Annotated in this window: 20 protein-coding genes; 6 read left to right on the plus strand and 14 right to left on the minus strand. The window is 63.2% G+C overall.

Annotated features, from left to right (window positions below; translation table 11 throughout):
- Window positions 1–142 precede the first annotated feature (142 nt).
- The 3 genes from AC5Y5W_RS04545 (at window position 143) to AC5Y5W_RS04555 (ending at window position 3,520) form a co-directional block, all read left to right on the plus strand.
- Window positions 143–1,342: a cytochrome P450 gene (locus tag AC5Y5W_RS04545; protein ID WP_500008888.1), complete on the plus strand. Its 1,200-nt coding sequence runs from the start codon at window positions 143–145 to the stop codon at window positions 1,340–1,342.
- Window positions 1,339–2,415, plus strand: coding sequence for a hypothetical protein (locus tag AC5Y5W_RS04550; RefSeq protein WP_500008889.1), 1,077 nt, complete (start codon window positions 1,339–1,341; stop codon window positions 2,413–2,415). The genes AC5Y5W_RS04545 and AC5Y5W_RS04550 overlap by 4 nt, the downstream gene beginning before the upstream one ends.
- A gap of 187 nt (window positions 2,416–2,602) precedes the next feature.
- On the plus strand, window positions 2,603–3,520 hold the full coding sequence (locus tag AC5Y5W_RS04555; RefSeq protein WP_500009086.1) for a dihydrodipicolinate reductase: 918 nt from the start codon (window positions 2,603–2,605) through the stop codon (window positions 3,518–3,520).
- On the opposite strand, the gene AC5Y5W_RS04560 is transcribed toward AC5Y5W_RS04555, so the two are convergent.
- Complete coding sequence (locus AC5Y5W_RS04560) at window positions 3,517–3,696, minus strand: SDR family oxidoreductase (protein WP_500008890.1); 180 nt, start codon at window positions 3,694–3,696, stop codon at window positions 3,517–3,519. The two genes, AC5Y5W_RS04555 and AC5Y5W_RS04560, sit on opposite strands and share 4 nt — an antisense overlap.
- Here AC5Y5W_RS04560 and AC5Y5W_RS04565 point away from each other — a divergent pair.
- A complete protein-coding gene (locus AC5Y5W_RS04565; RefSeq protein ID WP_500009088.1) occupies window positions 3,673–3,852 on the plus strand; it encodes an SDR family oxidoreductase in 180 nt (59 codons plus the stop codon). The two genes, AC5Y5W_RS04560 and AC5Y5W_RS04565, sit on opposite strands and share 24 nt — an antisense overlap.
- Here the strand turns inward: AC5Y5W_RS04565 and AC5Y5W_RS04570 are convergent.
- The 4 genes from AC5Y5W_RS04570 to AC5Y5W_RS04585 form a co-directional block, all read right to left on the minus strand.
- On the minus strand, window positions 3,849–4,928 hold the full coding sequence (locus tag AC5Y5W_RS04570) for an NAD(P)H-dependent amine dehydrogenase family protein (protein WP_500008891.1): 1,080 nt from the start codon (window positions 4,926–4,928) through the stop codon (window positions 3,849–3,851). The genes AC5Y5W_RS04565 and AC5Y5W_RS04570 overlap by 4 nt on opposite strands.
- 25 nt (window positions 4,929–4,953) lie before the next feature.
- On the minus strand, window positions 4,954–5,742 hold the full coding sequence (locus tag AC5Y5W_RS04575; protein WP_500008893.1) for an SDR family NAD(P)-dependent oxidoreductase: 789 nt from the start codon (window positions 5,740–5,742) through the stop codon (window positions 4,954–4,956).
- Window positions 5,743–5,967: 225 nt separating this feature from the next.
- Window positions 5,968–6,744 (minus strand): SDR family oxidoreductase, encoded by a 777-nt coding sequence (locus AC5Y5W_RS04580; RefSeq protein ID WP_500008894.1) that lies wholly within the window; start codon window positions 6,742–6,744, stop codon window positions 5,968–5,970.
- 107 nt (window positions 6,745–6,851) lie between these two features.
- Window positions 6,852–8,465 carry a class I adenylate-forming enzyme family protein gene (locus AC5Y5W_RS04585; RefSeq protein ID WP_500008895.1) on the minus strand — a complete coding sequence of 538 codons (1,614 nt, stop codon included), beginning with the start codon at window positions 8,463–8,465 and terminating at the stop codon, window positions 6,852–6,854.
- A 291-nt stretch (window positions 8,466–8,756) separates the two neighbouring features.
- Between AC5Y5W_RS04585 and AC5Y5W_RS04590 the strand changes: the two genes are divergently transcribed.
- Together AC5Y5W_RS04590 and AC5Y5W_RS04595 are read left to right on the plus strand one after the other, a co-directional pair.
- Complete coding sequence (locus AC5Y5W_RS04590; RefSeq protein WP_500009089.1) at window positions 8,757–9,977, plus strand: CaiB/BaiF CoA transferase family protein; 1,221 nt, start codon at window positions 8,757–8,759, stop codon at window positions 9,975–9,977.
- Between the two features lie 203 nt (window positions 9,978–10,180).
- Window positions 10,181–11,185, plus strand: coding sequence for a cytochrome P450 (locus AC5Y5W_RS04595; protein WP_500008896.1), 1,005 nt, complete (start codon window positions 10,181–10,183; stop codon window positions 11,183–11,185).
- A gap of 19 nt (window positions 11,186–11,204) precedes the next feature.
- On the opposite strand, the gene AC5Y5W_RS04600 is transcribed toward AC5Y5W_RS04595, so the two are convergent.
- The 9 genes from AC5Y5W_RS04600 to AC5Y5W_RS04640 all read right to left on the minus strand — a co-directional run bounded on the left by AC5Y5W_RS04600 (window position 11,205) and on the right by AC5Y5W_RS04640 (window position 18,528).
- On the minus strand, window positions 11,205–11,678 hold the full coding sequence (locus tag AC5Y5W_RS04600) for a hypothetical protein (RefSeq protein WP_500008897.1): 474 nt from the start codon (window positions 11,676–11,678) through the stop codon (window positions 11,205–11,207).
- A 120-nt stretch (window positions 11,679–11,798) separates the two neighbouring features.
- The gene (locus AC5Y5W_RS04605; protein WP_065015909.1) at window positions 11,799–12,401 is read right to left on the minus strand and encodes a TetR/AcrR family transcriptional regulator; all 603 of its coding nucleotides are present in this window, start codon (window positions 12,399–12,401) and stop codon (window positions 11,799–11,801) included.
- Window positions 12,402–12,447: 46 nt separating this feature from the next.
- On the minus strand, window positions 12,448–13,617 hold the full coding sequence (locus tag AC5Y5W_RS04610) for a lipid-transfer protein (protein WP_500008898.1): 1,170 nt from the start codon (window positions 13,615–13,617) through the stop codon (window positions 12,448–12,450).
- Window positions 13,614–14,066, minus strand: coding sequence for a MaoC family dehydratase (locus AC5Y5W_RS04615; protein ID WP_500008899.1), 453 nt, complete (start codon window positions 14,064–14,066; stop codon window positions 13,614–13,616). Before AC5Y5W_RS04615 ends, AC5Y5W_RS04610 begins: the two co-directional genes overlap by 4 nt.
- Window positions 14,063–15,175 carry an acyl-CoA dehydrogenase family protein gene (locus AC5Y5W_RS04620; protein WP_500008900.1) on the minus strand — a complete coding sequence of 371 codons (1,113 nt, stop codon included), beginning with the start codon at window positions 15,173–15,175 and terminating at the stop codon, window positions 14,063–14,065. Before AC5Y5W_RS04620 ends, AC5Y5W_RS04615 begins: the two co-directional genes overlap by 4 nt.
- Before the next feature lie 18 nt (window positions 15,176–15,193).
- A complete protein-coding gene (locus tag AC5Y5W_RS04625) occupies window positions 15,194–15,607 on the minus strand; it encodes a Zn-ribbon domain-containing OB-fold protein (RefSeq protein ID WP_500008901.1) in 414 nt (137 codons plus the stop codon).
- Window positions 15,607–16,158: an FAS1-like dehydratase domain-containing protein gene (locus tag AC5Y5W_RS04630; protein WP_500008902.1), complete on the minus strand. Its 552-nt coding sequence runs from the start codon at window positions 16,156–16,158 to the stop codon at window positions 15,607–15,609. The genes AC5Y5W_RS04625 and AC5Y5W_RS04630 overlap by 1 nt, the downstream gene beginning before the upstream one ends.
- A 16-nt stretch (window positions 16,159–16,174) precedes the next feature.
- On the minus strand, window positions 16,175–17,356 hold the full coding sequence (locus tag AC5Y5W_RS04635) for an acyl-CoA dehydrogenase family protein (protein ID WP_500008903.1): 1,182 nt from the start codon (window positions 17,354–17,356) through the stop codon (window positions 16,175–16,177).
- Window positions 17,356–18,528, minus strand: a complete 1,173-nt coding sequence (locus tag AC5Y5W_RS04640; protein WP_500009090.1) for a cytochrome P450 — start codon at window positions 18,526–18,528, stop codon at window positions 17,356–17,358. Before AC5Y5W_RS04640 ends, AC5Y5W_RS04635 begins: the two co-directional genes overlap by 1 nt.
- Window positions 18,529–18,793: the final 265 nt, after the last annotated feature.

An 18,793-nucleotide genomic window follows, 5' to 3' on the forward strand; every position in this document is an offset into this window, starting at 1 on the left:
GGATGACTCGTAGCGGACGGGTGCTGGCGGTCACGCATCGACTCCCTTCACGATCACGTCGCCGACCTTCGATGCATCGGCAGTGATGACCTTAGTCCGGCAAAAAGCGGCTACGGCAGACGATAACGCCTATTCTCATCGTGTGACATACAGGGTGAAGGTTGACCCGTACTACGACCCTTTCGACTTCGAGATCGATGACGACCCGTATCCCGTGTGGACGCAGTTGCGCGATATCGCGCCCCTGTATCACAACGACAAGTACGGCTTTTACGCGCTGAGCAGGCACTCAGATGTCGCCCGCGAGCTGGTGAACTGGACGGACTATCGGTCCGGTAAAGGCACGACCATCGACATCATCCTCAACGGGGTCGACGTTCCACCCGGGATCATCCTGTTCGAGGACCCGCCGATTCACGACCTGCACCGGCGGTTGTTGTCGGGGGTGTTCACGCCGCGCCGGATGGCGGCCATCGAACCGCTGGCCAGGGAGTTCTGCAGGCGCGCGCTGGAACCGCATGCGGACTCCGACACGTTCGACTTCATCACCGACCTCGGCGCCTGGATGCCGATGCGTACCATCGGATACCTGCTGGGCATACCGGAGGACAGACAGGTCGCGATCCGGCAGAACACGGACCGGATGCTCGAACTGAAAGACGGGGGGCTCGTCGAGGTCGCCGATGACATGCTGACGCGGCAAGGCTCGATGCTGGAAGAATTCATCGACTGGCGCTACGACCACCCCTCCGATGATCTGATGACCGATCTGGTCAACGCGGAGGTTGAGGAAACCGACGGTAGCCGCAGGCGGTTGACCCGAGCGGAAGTGCTGACCTACGCGGGCACCGTCGTGGGTGCCGGCAACGAGACGACGACGCGGCTGATCGGCTTCGCCGGGCAGCTGTTGTCCGATCATCCGGACCAGCGCCGCGAGCTCGCAGCGGATTTCAGCCTTATCCCTGCGGCGGTCGAGGAGGTGCTGCGCTACGAGGCTCCGTCACCCGTGCAGGCGCGCTATGTCGCCCGTGACGTCGAACATTATGGGCAGACCGTTCCCGAGGGGTCGGTGATGTTGCTGCTCAACGGATCCGCCAACCGCGATGAGCGCCAGTTCACCGACGCCGACCAATTCGACATCCACCGGCAGGCCACTCATCTGTCGTTCGGGCACGGCATCCACTTCTGCCTCGGTGCGGCGCTCGCGCGGCTTCAGGCACGCATCGCACTCGAGGAAGTGCTCACCAGATGGCCCAACTGGGAAGTCGACTACGACAACGCGAAGCGAGCTCACACCACAAGTGTCAGGGGCTGGGCGACCCTGCCGGCACGGGTGACATGACGAATACCGTTGATTGTGCCGCGGATTCCGGCGCCGCCGCCGTGACCCAGCGCCGGTTGTCGTCGTGGCCCGCACGGGCGGGGTGGGGGCTGTTCATCATCACCTATCTGGCCTTCGCGATCATCACCATCGCCACGATCCAATCGGGTCTGCACGGTGACCCGACGAGGACCAATCCGCACCCTGGCCCTGCGCCCTATCCGCCGTTCCTCGGCTTCGACAATTGGCCGCTCGCTGTGTCCATCAGCTCGATTCCGATGGCAATCGGCTTGATCGCCACGCTGGTGTGGCTGTCCTACAGACAACGCAAGGTGCACTGGGCGGTGGTGATCGCCTTCTCCGGGTTGATCACCGGCGCGCTCGATCCTCTCGCCAACTGGGCGACGTTCGCGATCTTCGATCCGCGCATGCTGCACTTCCCGCTGACCTGGCCGTACGTCAACATCTCGCCGAATCTTGAACCGGCGTTGGCATTCCTGGGTGGTTATGCGGCTTACTATCTGCTGAATGGCCTGTGCTTCTTGAAGCTGCACGACCGTTTCCTCGATCCACTGATGCGCCGCACACGTTGGTTGATCGGTCGCCGGCTGGTCAGGGTCTTGCTCGGGGCCACCATCATCGCCATCCCGATCAACGGGCTCATCCAGTTCGCCTGGATGCGTGCGGGCATCTTTTTCTACACCGAGGCGGTGGGGCCCGTGCTGCGCATTGGGCATGTCTATTTTCCGCTGATCATGGCGGTGTACGACGCGTTCATCTTCGCGATGGTCGCGGTGATGTGCGTCCGCGACGCGGACGGCGAACTGGTACTGATCAACAGGATTGCTCGCTGGCTGCCCGCGCGGGCCGGTCGCCCGAAGGTGACACTGACCCGACAGCTACTGATCTCGGTGACGGTGGGCCTGGTCTCATTCGCAGTACCGCTGGCGATGCTCGCGGGCTTGCGGGCGGCGGGGTTATCCAAACCCGCCTACCTCCAGAACCCCTATCCGAGCGTGAAAGTCTACGACCCGTACGGTCATCTGCAGAACGCCGGCAAGCCGGGGCCATTCTACCGAACTAACAAGGGATAGTGAAGCATTGGCGATTGAGCGTAAGCGACGCTACCGCGTGGCCCACGTCGGTACCGGACTGACCGGCCGTGAGGCGCTGCGGGCAATCATCGACGATCCTGTGCTGGACCTCGTTGCGGTCAAAGTGTCGACGCCGGAGAAGCGCGGCGTGGATGCGGGCCAACTCTGCGGGAGGACGGCTGTCGGCATAGCGGCGACCGGCGACCTATCAGAAGTCTTGGCCTTGGCTCCGAACTGTGTCGCCTACTGCGCGACAGCGGTCCGCCGCGAAGAGGAAGCCATTGCAGACATCGCCGCCTATCTTGAGGCGGGCATCAACGTGGTGACATTCTCGACGATTCCGATGGTCTATCCGCCGGCAGCTCCAGTCGAATGGCGTGCAGTTCTGGAAAGCGCTGCAGCTAAGGGTAACTCGACGTTCTACGCCACTGGCAGTGAGCCGGGTTTCATCAGCCTCAACATTCCCACCGCTCTTCTCGCAGGCGCAGGTCGGGTCGACTCGTATCGGATGGACGAGTACGCGGTTGATCTGGACAAGGCCTATCCGATCTGGGATGTCTTGCACGAGTCGATGGGCTTCGGGAAGCCAGACGGTCATGTGCCGGCTCGCATCGCCTCAGGAAAGGTGAACAAGGACTGGGACACCGTGGTTCGCTACATCGCTGACATCCTCGGCTTCGAGCTCGACCGCGTAGAACTGGAGTGGGAGACGCTGCTTGCACCGTCAGATCTGGAGACCGCGCTAGGGGTCATTCCCAAGGGGACGATTTGCGCCCATCGCTGGCAACTCGCCGGAGTGGTCGCCATGAGGTCGGCTGTCGCAGTGCAATACTTCGCGACAGTGAGCAGCACGCCGTGGCCGGATCGCTGGCCGAAGCCTGCCCGTGAAGGTGAGGGCGGAATGGTTTTTCGTGTCGAGGGCAGTCCCAGTATGAGCTTGGAGTTGCATTTTGAGCAGTCGGCAACCGACCCGGTGAACCCAGGTATCGCGGTCACGGCGATGGCCGCGGTCAACGCGATTCCCGACGTCGTCGACGCCGCGCCGGGCGTGATCGCCAATCCGCTGTCGGGACCTTCGATCGTCAGCCGCCAGTCGCACGTCTAGGTCCCGGTCACGCCGACGTCGACGGGAATGGCGGCAGCCGTCACGTACCTCGATTCGTCGGAAGCCAGCCAGGCCACCGCACTGGCGACGTCTTCGGGCATTGTCACCGCGTTAGGAAGGAGCTGCTTGGAAAAACCGTTCTGCAGAGTGGGATTCGAGCTCGATGCGTCGGCCATCGCCCGTTGGGCCGGTTAGGGGTATCGGACGACATCGCCCCTGGGGTGCGCTACCTGGCCGGTCCCGAGTCCAGCTGGATGACAGGGCAGAGCTTTGCCATCGACGGCGGCAACGAGGTCCGGGGAGCACCTCGCGGTCCGATGTTCACCGTCTAGCCGATATCTATTGCGTTGAGTGGTGCGGTGATCGGCAGGTCCAGCGACGTCGCGATTCCCGGTGCTGCATCGACGATGTACGGGATGGCGTTGACGACGCGCATGGCGGTCGCCTCCATTGCGTTGGCGTTGGCCGACTCCGGCGTGTCCTCGGTGCCGAGCCTTAGGTCGCATTGGATATGAGGTTGGCCCTCGATGATGAGGCGGTATGTGCCGTTGGGTGCCGTCGCCCACTCCGGCGCCAGGTCGGGAGCCATCCGGTTGATGTGTTCAATGGTAACCACCGGCTGGCCGTTGACCACGCCGGTGGTTTCGGCGCGAACGGCGCCAACCGTCCCGGCGGGAATGGTTCCGCACGCTACATGGAGATCACGCGGGGTGATCACGCGTTCGTACTTCTCGGTGACCTCGTCGAGTTCGACGCCGAGCGCCTTGGCGACCAGGCCGATGGGCGGGCCCCAGGCGAATTGCTGGGCGCCTTCGAGTTCGAGCAGCGGAGTGAAGTCGAGCGGCTTGCCGAATCCCATCGCGGTGACCATCAGGTCCTGGTTTGGGTAGGCCGAGTAGTCGAAGATCTCCTGCGCGCGAATCGACCGGATGGTGTTCGACAACGTGGTCAGCAATACCGCGAACTGGTCGCCGGCGAAGCCGGGCTCGATACCCGAGGTATAAATGGTCACCCCGGCGGCCAGGGCGGCTGCGCGTACCTGGTCAGCGAGTTCGGGAATCCATCTGTCGGGGAACATCATTCCGGGCGTATTGGTCGTGACCACGTTGAGCCCGCCGCCGAGCAGACGCAGATAGTCGCGCACCGCGGCGGCGTCCATCTCAGCGCTGGCCGCACCATAGACGACGCAATCGGGCGTCAGCGCGATGATGTCGTCGAGATCGTTGGTGGTGGTGATGCCGATCTGGCCTATCCCGACGATCTCGCCGGCGTCACGACCGGTCTTCTCCGCGCTGTGCACCCACACCCCGACCAGCTCCAGATGCGGACGCCGCACGATCGCGCGTATCGCCAGGCTGCTGATCCAACCGGTGGAGATGACGGCAACGCGTAAGGGCTTGGTGGTCATGGGCCTTGCTCCTACTCGTATTCGATCACAGGTCGGGAATGGGCAGTTCCGAATTCGGTCCCTGCAGGCCCCCGTCGACGACGAACACCGAGTTGGTGGCGTAGCAGTCGCGTGTCGACAAATACAGCGTCAGCCGGCCGAGGTCGGCTACATCGCCGATACGGTGCAGGGGAGTGCGATGCTTCAACTTCTCCTCGGACCCCGGAAGCAGATCAAAACTCGACTGCACACCCGTCGTCATGAACGCACCCAGGGCGATGGCGTTCACCCGGACCTTGGGCGCGAGTTCCTGTGCCATCGCTCTAGTGAGTGCCTCCAGGCCACCTTTGGCCACGCAGTACGGCAACAGTCCGCGAATGCCGAACCGCCCCGCCCCTGAGGAGATGTTCACGATGGAGCCCTTGCCCACCGCGAGCATGTGCGGGGCGGCGAGTTGGCTCGTGATGAAGGCCGACGTGACGCAGTAGTCGAAGGTGTTGCGCAGGTCGTCATCGGTGAGGTTGAGGAACGGGCCATAGGTCGCGAAACCGACGTTGTTCACCAGGATGTCGATGCGGCCGAACTCGTCTATCGTGGTCTGCACCACGCGCTCGCTGTCCTCGCGGACTAGCGCGTCTGCCGTCAGCGCGAGACCGTTGCCGCCGGCGGCCGTGATGTCCTCGATCGTCGACTCGATTTCGGACGACGTGCGTGCCGTCCCGACCACTGTCGCGCCCGCCTCAGCGAGCACTTTCGCGATCCCTTCACCCACGCCGCGCCCGGCGCCGGTCACGATGGCCACCTGTCCGTCTAATTCGAACTGTTCCAGCGCCACAACCCGAACTTACCGGAGCGAGAATTGCAATTTCCAGAATATGAGAATTTGACTTTCGGAATCCGCCTAGAGTACCGACATGACTCGGCCCACTGCGATGCACCACGTGGTGTTCGCGATCGGGCTCGAACGTCTCGATAAGGCTGCCGGCTACTCTCGGGATGGAAGGCGCTTCGGTAGCCATCATGGCACGCGAGCCTGGGTCCATTCGTGGTCCTTCCCCGATCAGCTGCCGGTGAAAGCCGGTTGGGCCTGAATAATTCGGGGCGCGAGGTGCACGATCTCACTGACCACCGTGGGATAGGCGCGCGAAATGGCGATGAGCGAAAGCATGGCATTCGCCACGTCTTCGACCGTGGACATCTCATCTGGGATCTGGCCTCCGTGCGCCCAGGCCCGATATAGATCCGCCAGTAGGTCGCGATCGGCTCCGCGCAGGATCTCGGTGTCACAGGTCGGGCCAACGCTGACTCGAATCACAGCGAGATCGGGATGCTCGGCTCGCCAGGACCGCAGGATCTCGTCGAGTGCCGCCTTGCTCGCATGGTAGGCGGCCACACCTGCACGAGGCCGGCCAACATCGTGGCTCGACGCGACGATGACCACGGCGTCGTCGGCCAAATGGGGCAGGGCGGCGCGCAATACGTGCGAGGCGCCGACCGCATTGACGGCGTACGCATGCAGCCAAGTCTCCACTTCGGTATCTTCGATCAGCGCGAACGGCACCACGGCACTGGTGAACACCACTGCATCGAGCTTGCCGAACTTGGCCACGACGTCTCCGACGACGGATTCGATGGCGCGCGGGTCAGACACGTCGAGCTCGTGCGCCGATCCGTGGAGTTGATCGGCCAGTTCCGAGAGCAGGTCCACTCGTCGTGCGGCCAGGGCCACGTTGGCGCCCCGGGATTGGGCACCAACGGCCAATGCCCGTCCGATGCCCGACGACGCCCCGATGATCAGCATCCGCGTCCCTGCAATGCTGGAGTGCCGGTCGCTCATGAATCGCTCCCTTGCGCCGTAGTTGAAATAATTCTCGCATGGGAGAATGAAGATTCTCTGCGAGGGTAGCGAGACCACCCGGGAACCTGGAAGCGGCGTGATGAACCCTAGCGGCGCAACAGCAGTCCGCTGAGCTGCTGCGCCAGCTCCGCCTTCTTGACCTTTCCTGTCGAAGTGAACGGAAGCTCCTGCTTTGAGGTGACCCAGATGAAGTTCGGCACCTTGTATGCGGCGAGTCTGCCGCGCAGCTGCGCTCGCAATGACTCGGCGTCGAGCGTTGATTCCCCGCGCGGCACCACCGCCGCTGCGACCACCGTTCCGTTGGCGCCATTCTCGGCGCCGACCACGTAGGCTTCGAGCACGCCTTCACATTCTGTCAGCGCCAGCTCAACTTCAGTGGGTGTGACGTTGGTGCCCCCGCTCGTCTTGATTAGATCGCCCAACCGGCCGGTGAACCTGATCCAGCCGTCGTCGTACTCGACACCGCAATCACCGGTGCGGTAGTAACCGTTTGCGGTGAACACCTCTTCACGCTCGCGCTTGTAGAGGCGCTGCATCAACGAGTACCCGCGAACCCAGATCTCGCCTTCCGTCCCTACCGGGACCGGTATGCCTGTCTCGGGATCGACGAGGATGTGGCTCAGGCCCTCGACGGAGAATCCGCCGGTCTCCGCGCGATCCGGCGGCTGGGGCAAATACGGATCGACTCCGATGTGGTTGCCGCACAGTTCGGTCATGCCCAACGCGTTCGGACCTTTGGGTCGCTGGTCCGGCGGCACGATCGCAGGCATGCTGGTGCGCTGCACCGAACTCAGGTCGCGCCCGGCGAAATCGGGGTGCTCCGACAAAGACTTGCCCTGCTGCGGCCAACCGAGCGCAATGGTCGCGCGATAGCGCTCCATCAATTCCAAGGCGTTCGCCGCATCGAACGCCGGCTGGGTGACGAGCGTGGCGCCGTGGTGAATGACGGCGTGCAACGCGGTGATCAACCCTCCCACCCAAAAGAACGGCATTGCGGTAAACAAGACAGTGTCGGGCATGACGCCGTACTGGAAGGTGAGGTTGTAGGTGTGGCGAACTAGGGTGCCCTGGGTGTGCACGGGCGCCTTCGGATCTCCAGTGCTGCCCGAGGTGTAAATGATGGTCGCTTCGTCTGCCGGCGTCACGCACGACTCAACATCGACCAAGAAACCCGCATCGATGCTGGTCGGGACTTCCTCGTCCTCGAATGCGGCCGCCCAGGTTCGATCACAGGGTCCCCACACCCCGATCGTGCGCAGATACGGCGTCTTGGGCAGGACGATGCGACCCGGTTCGCGCTGTTCGGCAAGGCCGGGCAACGCCTCCTCGAGTCGCTCGACGAAATCGTGGTTGCGGAAGGCCGACCACGCCAGGATCGCTTTCAGGTCAGCGTGGCGGACGGTCCAGGCCAGCTCGGACGCTTTGTAGAACGTGTTGAGCGGGACGGCGACGGCGCCGATGCGTGTCGCGGCGAACCAGGCGAGCGCCGATTCCACGCTGTTGGGCATCAGAATCCCGACGTGGTCACCCTTTCCGATGCCTTCGGCGAGCAGTGCCATCGCCAATTGCGAGGAACGCAGGTTGAGATCGGCGTACGTGAGAACGTGCCCGTCTGCGATGAGGAACGGTTTGTCACCAAACCGCGCCGCAGACGATCTCACCAGTGCGGGGATCGTCGGGATTATGGTCGGGAAGGGCATGCGGGTCCTCCCTGGCATCCTCGCGGCGGACGTTCATTGGGCTTCAACAGGATAGTTGGCTTTCCAGCAAACGAGAACACCGGTTCTCTGGAGTTCATCCGGTGGCCAACGGACGTACCGCTTCGCGCGGCCATGCCGCAGCGGATGTCGAGTTGGCAAGCTTTTTGGGAGAACGGAGATCCCGAGCAACCCGGGCGGCTCTCTCGGCGGCCGTAGTCCGTTTACAATACCGAGCGAAAGTGACATTCTCAGTCACGTAAATGCCAGTTATCGCAAGCTTGGGAGGGCGTCATTTCCGACGACAAGGTGCTCAGCGGAGTTCGTGTGCTGGAGGTCGCCGCGTGGACGTTCGTGCCCTCGGCCGGGGCGGTACTCGCGGAGTGGGGCGCAGAAGTCATCAAGGTCGAGCCGCGCGACGGCGGTGATCCCCAGCGCGGCCTGGTCACCATGGGAATCGTTGACGCGGGCGGCGGCTCGGTCAACTACATGATCGAACTTCCCAACCGGGGAAAGAAATCCATCGGGGTGGACTTGAGCACACCCGGCGGTCAAGAAGTGGTGCGCGAATTGGCAAAGACCTGCGATGTCTTCTTGACTAGTTACCTGCCGGAGCGCCGCAAGAAACTCGGTATCGACGTCGACGACATCAGAGCGGCCAACCCGAGCATCGTTTACGTCCGTGGATCAGGACACGGGCCGAAGGGGCCCGATGCCGACAAGCCTGGCTACGACGGCGTGTCCTACTGGGCGCGTGGCGGAATCGCCACAGTTCTTACCGAGGACGCCGACGAACTGGTGCGTTCGCGCCCAGCGTTCGGCGACCTGCTCGGCGGGATGACGATCGCGGGAGGGATCGCCGCCGCACTCTACAAAAAGGCAACGACCGGGAAGGGCTCGGTCGTCGACGTGTCCCTCCTCGGATTGGCCGCATGGAACCTCAGCCCCGACGTCGCGGTAAGCCAAATCCACGGTGGCAGCGCCATTCCCAAATACGGGCACGCCGACTCGCCCAACCCGCTGGTGGCCACCTACCGCACGAAGGACGACCGCTACGTGCAGCTGATGATGCTGCAACTCGACAAGTTCTACGCCGAGGCGATGCGGGTGATCGGTCTTCCTGAGCTGGTGGACGATCCGCGATTCGCCAATCCCGCATCGCGGTTCGAGAATCGAGTCAGTCTAGTCGCACTACTGGACGAGGCGTTCGCCAAGCGCACGGTGGCTGAATGGCGCGAGACGCTGGCGGTGCTCTCTGGGGCGTGGGGAATCGTGCAGACACCGGGCGAGCTCTGTCAGGACCCCGCCGTCGTCGCGAACGGCTACATCGCGCACACCCAAACCGTCAGCGGGACGCCATTTGCACTGCCTACCAACCCCGTTCAGTTCGACGAACAGGCGGTCATCCCGCCCGGAGCGCCCGAGCACGGCCAACACACTGAGGAAGTCCTGATGGACGCGGGCATCGACTGGGACACGATCACGAAGTACAAGGAATCCGGGGCGATCTTGTGAGCTCAGCCATCTCCATCGAATTCGACCCGTTCTCAACGGAATTCTTCAACGGGGCCTACGACACCTACCGACGGCTGCGCGACGAGGCACCCATCTTTTACAACGCGAAGTGGGACTTTTGGGCCCTCACCCGGTACGGGGATGTTGCAGCCGCAACCAAAGATCACGAAACCTTTTCGTCGGCCAAGGGCGCGACGCTGGACATGGTCAAGGCGCACGACGATGCCATCCCGGTGCCTAAGGTGATCATCTCGATGGACCCGCCCGAGCATCAGAAGATGCGCAGGCTCGTCAGTAACGTGTTTACCCCGCGCGCCATCGCCGGGTTGGAAGATATGGTGCGCGACGAGGTATATGAGCGCATCGAAGCACTGAATCCCGAATCCTTCGATGTCGTCGCCGACTTCTCGGCCCTGTTCCCCAACGAAGTCATCACGACGATGCTCGGCGTGCCGAAGCAGGACCGCGACCAGATCCGCGTCTGGCTGGATTTGTTACTGGAGCGCCATCCCGGCGAGATTGCCACCACCAAGCGGGGATACCAGGCGTCGGTCAATACCGGCCTCTATTACTACGACTTGGTGCAGCAGCGGCGCGCCCATCCGAAAGACGACATGATCAGCCGTCTGATCGAGACGGAGATCGAACGTGACGGCGTGGTGGAAAAGCTCACCGACGTCGACATCACGGGTTTCGCAACCATGCTCGGCGGGGCGGGCGCCGAAACGGTCACCAAGTTGGTGGGCAACGCGATGGTCGCCTTTGCCGACTTTCCCGACCAGTGGCGCAAGCTTCGCGCCAACCGAAGCAAAATCCCGGCCGCGGTGGAGGAGTTGCTGCGCTACGAGGCGCCCTCGCAGTATCAGGTCCGGACCGCAACGCGCGACGTGACGTACTACGGGACAACGATTCCGGCGGGCGGCGCGGTCCTACTCGTCACGGGTTCCGCGACACGGGATGAAAGAATGTTCGATGATCCCGACCGGTTGGACATCGATCGGGACCGCAAGATGGGGTTCAACCTCGCGTTTGGCTACGGCATCCATAGTTGCCTCGGTGCGGCGCTGGCGCGCATGGAGAGTCGCATCGCGCTCGACGCATTGGTGGACCTGCTTCCCGAGTACGAAGTCGACCGCGACGGGCTACAGCGGGTGGCGATGGCGAATGTCTGTGGCTGGTCTAATGTTCCCGTGCGCAGGATCGGTTGAGGACTGACGAGAAGGCCGGCTATCTGGCAAGCAGAGGCGGCACAGGACCGGCTATCCGGTTCTTGCCGGCGTGAAACGATTCCGTGGATCTCATTTCCGAAGCCGCTCCAACGGCTTTCATCGCGTGACGCTTGAACGCTTGCGCGGCAGTACTGAGTCGATGTTCGATCTCGATACTGGCATCGAAGTTCGTTGGCCACGTTCCGCCCCACAGCGCCAATTCGGAACGTCGAGCTCGAGCCGCATCCATAACGAGATTGCGCACACCTTGGTGTTGCGCTCGCAACGCGGCCGTGAAGACGATCGCATCCGGCCAGTCTGCCCCGAAGTCAAACTCAGCCGGCAAGGTCTGTGCGCAGACACCGAGGATCTGAAGCGCCTCTTCATCGGCAACGGTCTCCAAATAGACGTCCACATATAACCCGGTGCGAACTGAATCACAGATGAGTCCGCCCGCACCGGAAATCATGTCGCCCGCATCCATGCCGAGCACCAGAAGTCTGTGCGGGGTTGCTCTGCCGAGGCTGGCCTGACGTCCGCGAGCGGGTCGTGTCGGGGGGTCGTGTATCGCAGATGCCACAGTCAGTCCACCTCCGCCTTCGTCGGCTGCCGTTTATCGCCGTCGCGCGCGGCCGTCGACGAATCCATTCACGACATAGGCGCGCACGAATTCGGCGACCGCGTCGTCGTCGCGCATGTCGATCGAAGGGGATGGAGTGGTGAAGAGCGAGAACAGGATTCGAGCGAACCATTCCGTCGCCGTGGGGATGTCGAGATCACTCCGGACCTCACCGGTCAGCCTGGCTGCCGATACGTAGGGTGCCAGGAACTCGGTGCATTCCTTGAGGAGCATCGCCGCGTTTTTCGTCATCATCAGGCTGACTTCCGCCTCGTCGAAGTACGCCTCCGGCTCGACGACGCGCCGTGCCTGGCTGACGAAGACAGCGGCTTCCACGAGCCGGCCCTCCAGGGTGCTACCGCCGCGACGGTCGATCGCCTTGGCCATGTTGCGGTAGAACCGCTGTGACGCCGCCTCGGCGCAGGCCTCGACGATTGTCTCCTTGTCCCGGAAGTATTCGTAGAAGGTGCTGCGAGATACATCGGCGGCCCGGGCGATGTCGACGATGGTCGTCTTAGCCAGGCTTTGGGTCCGAAAACAGGCGAAGGCCGCCGAGATGATGACACTGCGAGTATCGGTCGCGGTTGCCTGCGTCATTGGGGTCCCCTTTCTGGGCTCCCGACGAGAGTAGCGGTGCTGCCGCTCACCGGTCGGGCGCCAGGATCAGTCCGCTGGTCGGGACCCCGGTCCCCGACGTGACCAGGACGTGCTCGACGCCGTCGACCTGGTTGCAGGACGTTCCGCGGACCTGTCGAACTCCCTCCGTGATCCCGTTCATCCCATGGATGTAGGCCTCGCCGAGTAGCCCGCCGTTGGTGTTGATCGGCATCCGCCCGCCCAACGACAGCTCGTCGATCGACACAAAATCCTTCGCCTCGCCCCGTCCGCAGAACCCGAGTTCCTCGAGTTGGGTGAACACGAACGGAGTGAAGTGGTCATAGAGGAACGCCGTCGAAATGTCATCCGGTTTCAGCCCGGAGTCGCGCCACAGCTTGTTGCCGACCACACCCATTTCAGGTAGCCCGGTGATCTCTTCGCGGTAGTAACTCGTCATCACCTCGCCGTCGTAGGCCGCGCCCTGAGCGGCCGCGGTGATGACGGCAGGCGGCTTGGGCAGATCCCGCGCCCGTTCGACGCTGGTCACCACCATCGCGACGCCGCCGTCACTTTCCTGGCAGCAATCCAGCAGACGCAACACCGGTTCGATGATCCAGCGTGACTCTTGGTGCTGCTCAAGGGATATCGGCTTGCCGTAAAACCAAGCATCCGGATTGTTGGCGGCATGTTTGCGGTCGATGACCGAGATCTTGCCGAAGTCGGCGTTGGTGATCCCGTACGTCGACATGTACCGCTGAGCGTGCAGGGCGACCCACGCGGCGGGCGTCATGAAACCGAACGGGGCATACGGGGCCATCCACAACGGCGTCACACCGGGTTGGCGTCCAGCACCACCGAACCGGAAGCCGGAGCGCTCGTTGAACGCCCGATAGCACACCACCGCATCGGCGGCGCCAGTCGCGACAGCCATCGCGGCCTGCATCACGGTGCCCGCAGCGGCGCCGCCCCCATGTGGCACCCTGGTGAAGAACGACAGGTTCTCGATGCCGACGTTGCGCGCGACTTCGATTTCCTCGTTCTCGTCCACGGTGAACGTCACCATGCCGTCAATATCGCTGGGCCGCAGGCCTGCATCGTCGATGGCCGCCTTAACCGCCTCGCAGGCCAGCTGCATCTCGGTTCGCCCAGACTCCTTGGAGAATTCGGTCTGACCGATACCGGCGAGGGCTGCTTTCCCGCCGATGCTCGCGCTCATGCATCGATTCCCGCGAGCAGGCTGAGCACCGCGGTGCCGGAGACATGGTCGCCGAGACTGTTGGTGCCCTTGAAGGTGATCTCGACCAAGCCCTCGCGGCCGGCCGACGACTTGTCGGTGACGCTGCCTTCGAAGCGCAAGGGATCGTCGGGGTAGGCGGGCACACCTAGGCGAACGGAAAGCTTCTTGATCATCGCCTCAGGTCCAGCCCAGTCGTGCAGAAACTTCACACACAGCCCGTTGGTGGTCAGGATGTTGAGGAAGATGTCCTTGGAACCTTGGGAATTGGCGAAGTCGCGGTCGTGGTGCACCGGCATGTAATCACGCGAGGCGATGGCGCCCGCAACGATCAGCGTGGTGGTCACCGGCACGTCCATGGGTGTGACCTCGTCACCCACATTGATGGCGTTCCAAGCCAGGGTCGTTGCGCGTTTGACGGTGGAGGTCATGTGCCGTTTCCTTCCGCATATGTATTGCCGAGCCGGACCAACTGCTGTGAGGCGGACCCGAGCGCGAGTTCGTTCTGCTTGGCCCACAGAAAATAACGCGACAGCGGGTAGGTGACGTCGATTCCCATGCCGCCGTGCACCTGCTGGGCCGAGGCCGTGACGCGGGCGCCTGCCTCGGCGGCCCAGAACTTGGCGATGGCGGCCTCGCGATCGGCCGGTCGTCCTCGGGCGATCAACCATGTCGCGTGCCATGTGGTCCACCGGATAGCTTCGACGTCAATGAACGCGTCGGCGAGTCGCTGCTGGACGGCCTGAAATGACCCAATGGGGCGGCCGAACTGTTCACGTTCGCTGGTGTACGAGGCAGCCAGTTTCAAAGCCCTATCCACGACGCCGATTTGGATTGCGCACAGGCCGAGGAGTGCCCGGTTGTAGAGCGAGCCGACGATGTTCCCGTCGTCGTGCTCGGTGAGCCGGCGGCCGATCGCGCCGGTCAAACCGAGCTCGGCGTGCGGTTCACCGTTGGTGGTGGACACCGGTGTAATGGCCACCCCATTGGTTGCGGTGTCGACGATGAACAGCCCGGGGCCGTCGTCGGTCTGCGCCGACACCACGACGGCCGATGCGAGTTGCGCCGCGGGGACGAGCTCCTTGCTGCCGTCGAGCCGCCACGTGTCGCCCTCGGAGTGTGCGGTGGTGCGCGGTGCGGTCGGAGAAGAGTTGCCCGGTTCGATGAGCGCCGCGGAAAGGATCGTGCTGCCGTCGACCACGCCCGGCAGATACCGTTGTTGCAAAGAGGAATCACCGTGTCGCGCAATCGTATCCGCGCCGATAACGAGCGTGGCGTAGACGGGTACCGGCGCGACACTGAATCCAACCTCGCTGAGCAAAACACCCAATTCGAGGAAGCCGCCGCCGCTGCCGCCCACGGATTCGGGTAGTGCGATGCCGAGCAGATCGGCCGACGCGAGTTCGTTCCATAGTCCGGCGTCGTAGCGCACGTCGCCGGACTCCAGCTCGGTTAAGTGCTCGGGCGTGGCGCGGTGCTCAAACAGCTGACGCGCGACTTTACCGACCGTCTCTTGTTCTTCGGTGAAGGTGAAATCCATTGTCCCGATCGCCTTTGGTCAGCCGGCTGGCCGGAATTGGTGCAGCACTAACGCGTCGCCACTCGGAAGGGCTTCGAAGGTCTCGAAGAAGACCTCGACGGGCAGACCGACCTCGATGGCGGCGGGTTCGATGTCGCAGAGGTTCGAGACGATACGTACCCCCTCGTCGAGCTCGATGAGCGCGACGACGTACGGATACTGAAGGAATGGCAGCGGCGGGTATTGGGGCATCACGAAGCTGTACACCGTGCCGCGACCGGAAGCCACGACGTGGTCCCACTTCAGTGACTGGCACTTGCCGCACATCGGCCGTGGCGGCACGCGCAACGTTTGGCAGTCCCCGCAGCGCTGGATGCGAAGTTCGTGGTCTTTCAGGCCCGACCAGAAGAACTCGGTGTCGGGACTGATGGAGGGGGCGAGTCTGCTGGCCATCAGGTTCCCGTCCTGAATCGCAGCGTGCGGAACCATTGGCGGCCGATGACCTCGTCATTCTGATCGCGGTAGGTGGTCACCCAGGTGACGAAGAAGCCGTCGCCCATCGCCGTCTTCTTTTCGTCGGAGATCGAGTCGAACACGGTCTCGGCGGTGATCTGGTCTCCTACCCGGGGATAGCGTTCGATCTCGAACTCGGAGTTCGTCGCGATGATGCCGGTATAGCCGGCGTCGGACAGGAACTGCAGCGGGTTGCTCTTGATTTCGATCGGCACACCGCCGCGCTCGCGAATACCGACCAGCTTCGGTGCCGGCATCGTCCAACTCTGCAGCATCACCGGCGGGGAGACCAAGCCGCCGTAGCGAGAGCTTCGGGCGAATTCCTCATCGAGGTAGGCGGGGTTCATGTCGTCCAACGCGTGGGCCCAGTGGCGGATCATCGCGGCATTTACTGGGTCCGGCGCGCGTGCGGGTTTGCCGACGCCGTCGGTGGGTGTGCCGATCAGCGCGTCGAGGCGCTGGCGCAGTTCATCTGTGGTCAATTCGGTCACGGGTTGGGCAATCCTTTCAGGAGGCTCGCATGTCGCGGGGTGCGCGCGGCATTCCAAGACCGGCCATCGCGATGATGTCGCGTTGCAGTTCGTTGGCGCCGCCGCCGAAGGTGTTGATCACGGCGAGTCGGTAGGCGCTCTCGAGTTCGCCCTTGAGTGGGGCCGACGCGTCCTTGCGCAGGCCTGCTTGGCCGACCACGTCGAGCAGCTCGCGGGCCACCTGCTGGGTGAGCTCGGTGCCGAAAACCTTTGCGGCCGAAGCCTTACCCATACCCAGCGCACCGGAGCTCATGTTGGTGTTCACCCGCAAATTGAGCAGTCGGTAGGCTGCGACCTGCGCCTCTACCCGCGCCAGAGCCTGTTGCACCCACGGCTGGTCGATGACGAACCCGTCGTCGAGTTTGGTGGTCTTGGCCCATTCCAGCGTCTTGTCGAACAATGGCTCCAGCGCACCGAGGTTGCCCAGGGCAGCACGCTCGAGGTTCAGCTGATTGGTGACCAGCTTCCAGCCCTGGTTCTCACCAAGCACGATGGCGCTCTCGTGGACCCGCACATCGTCGTAGAAGGTGTAGTACGTGGAGACACCAGGCATCGTATGCAGGGGTTTCCAGGAGAAGCCGGGGGAGTCGGTGGGCACGATGAATACCGTTATGCCCTTGTGTTTCTTGGCTTCCGGGTCGGTGCGAGCGGCCAGCCAGATATAGTCGGCGAATTCCGCGCCGCTGGTGAACATCTTGGAGCCGTTGATTACGAACTCGTCGCCATCACGTACCGCACTGGTTCGCAACGAGGCCAGGTCGCTTCCCGCACCGGCTTCGGAGTAGCCGATCGCGAACTCGACGGTGCCCTTGAGGATTGCCGGGAGGAATTTCTGCTTCTGCTCCTCGGTCCCGTACTGGACGAGTGTGGGGCCAACTGTGTTCAGCGTGATCATTGGCAGTGGCGCATGGACTCGGCGCGCTTCCTCGCCGAAAATGTACTGCTCGAGTGCTGTCAAGCCGCTGCCGCCGTATTCGACCGGCCATGCGACACCGAGCAATCCGGCCTCGCCGAGCGCACGCCGACACTCGGCTACCGCCACGCCGCCCTCCATCATCCCCGCGACCGCCTTGCGCCGTTCGGGGGTCATGACAGCCTCGAGGCGTTCGCGATAGTTCTGTCGGAGCTGTTCCTGCTCGGGGGTGTAGTCGAAATCCATCAGACGCCCGCTCGCATCCGTACCGGCATGCGCTTGACGCCCGGCACCATCGTGGCGCGCAGCCTTGTCACATCGCCGGTCAGTTCGATGCTCGGATAGGTGCCCAGCAGCACCTCGAACATTACCCTTGCCTCCAGCCGTGCCAGTTGGGCGCCCAGACACGCATGTTCACCCGCCCCGAACGCTATGTGGGGGTTAGGGTTTCGGGTGATATCGAACTCCTCGCTGGTGGGGCCGAAGATCTCCTCGTCGCGGTTGGCCGCACCGTAGAGCATGACCACCGTTTCGCCCGCCCTGATCTGCTGGCCGCGGATCTCGACATCCTGGGTAGCCTCGCGTGCCATGTGGGTCACCGGGCTGGTGAACCGCAACATCTCTTCGACCGCCAGTGGCAGAAGCTCGGGCTTCGAGCGAAGCAGGGTGAACTGATCGGGATGGTCCAGCAGCGCCAGCGTGCCTAGACAGATCAGGTTTCGTGTCGTCTCGTTGCCCGCGACCAGCAATAGAAAGGAGAAGTTGAGCAGGTCCGCGTCGGTGAGGCGCTCGCCGTCTACCTCGGCGGCCGCCAGGATGGAGAGCAGATCGTCTTGACCGGTGACCTTGCCGGAGCGCCGCGCATCGATCAGTTTGGTGAAGTACTCGTACAGTTCGCCGAGTGCCACCATGTTGTCCAGCTCGATGTCGGGGTCGGCGGTGCCCACGGCCGCGTCCGACCAGGTGCGGAACTGCTCCCAGTCCTCGGGCGGCGCGCCGAGCATCTCCGCGATCATCCGGGTCGGCAGCGGCGCGGCAATCTCCTCGGCGAACTCGTACTCCCGCGATGGGTCGACGCCGTCAAGAATGCCTTTGACGATCTCGCGCACCTTGGGTTCCAGCAACGTGACCTGCCGTCGGGTGAAGCCCGAGTTGATCAGCTTGCGCAGCTGCCGGTGCCGCGGCGGGTCGGTGAAGATCAGGTTCCCCTCCTGCACCGGGCTGGGCATGGACGGGTCCGGGATCGTGATGCCCTTCGTCGACGAGAATGTCTGCGGATGGCCGGAGACGTGGCGGATGTCCTCGTACTTCGTCAGCGCCCAGAAACTCGTCACGTCGTTCCAGACGACCGGCGTGCTGTTGCGGAGTTCTCGATAACCCGGATACGGATCGCCGGCGTAGTAGTCCGGCGAGTGCAGCGGCAGCACGGACGTTGGTCTGGAGGTGGAGTTAGCGGACACTGCGGGCCTTCCTCGAGACAGGGCTGATCGGACACCAAATCTCTATCTGTCCAGTGATGCTGTGTCTACAGCACCAGCATCGACCGTGTCAATCATTCTTTTCCCAGTTAAATACCAATAGCATTGACGCCGCAGGCTTTGCAGGTGTACATAACTTAATGAATTGTCCGGCTTCTTTGCGTCGGCGTCGGGCGACACCGAACACTTCGGCGACCAACCCGGA

This window comes from Mycobacterium sp. NGS51, assembly GCF_059812525.1.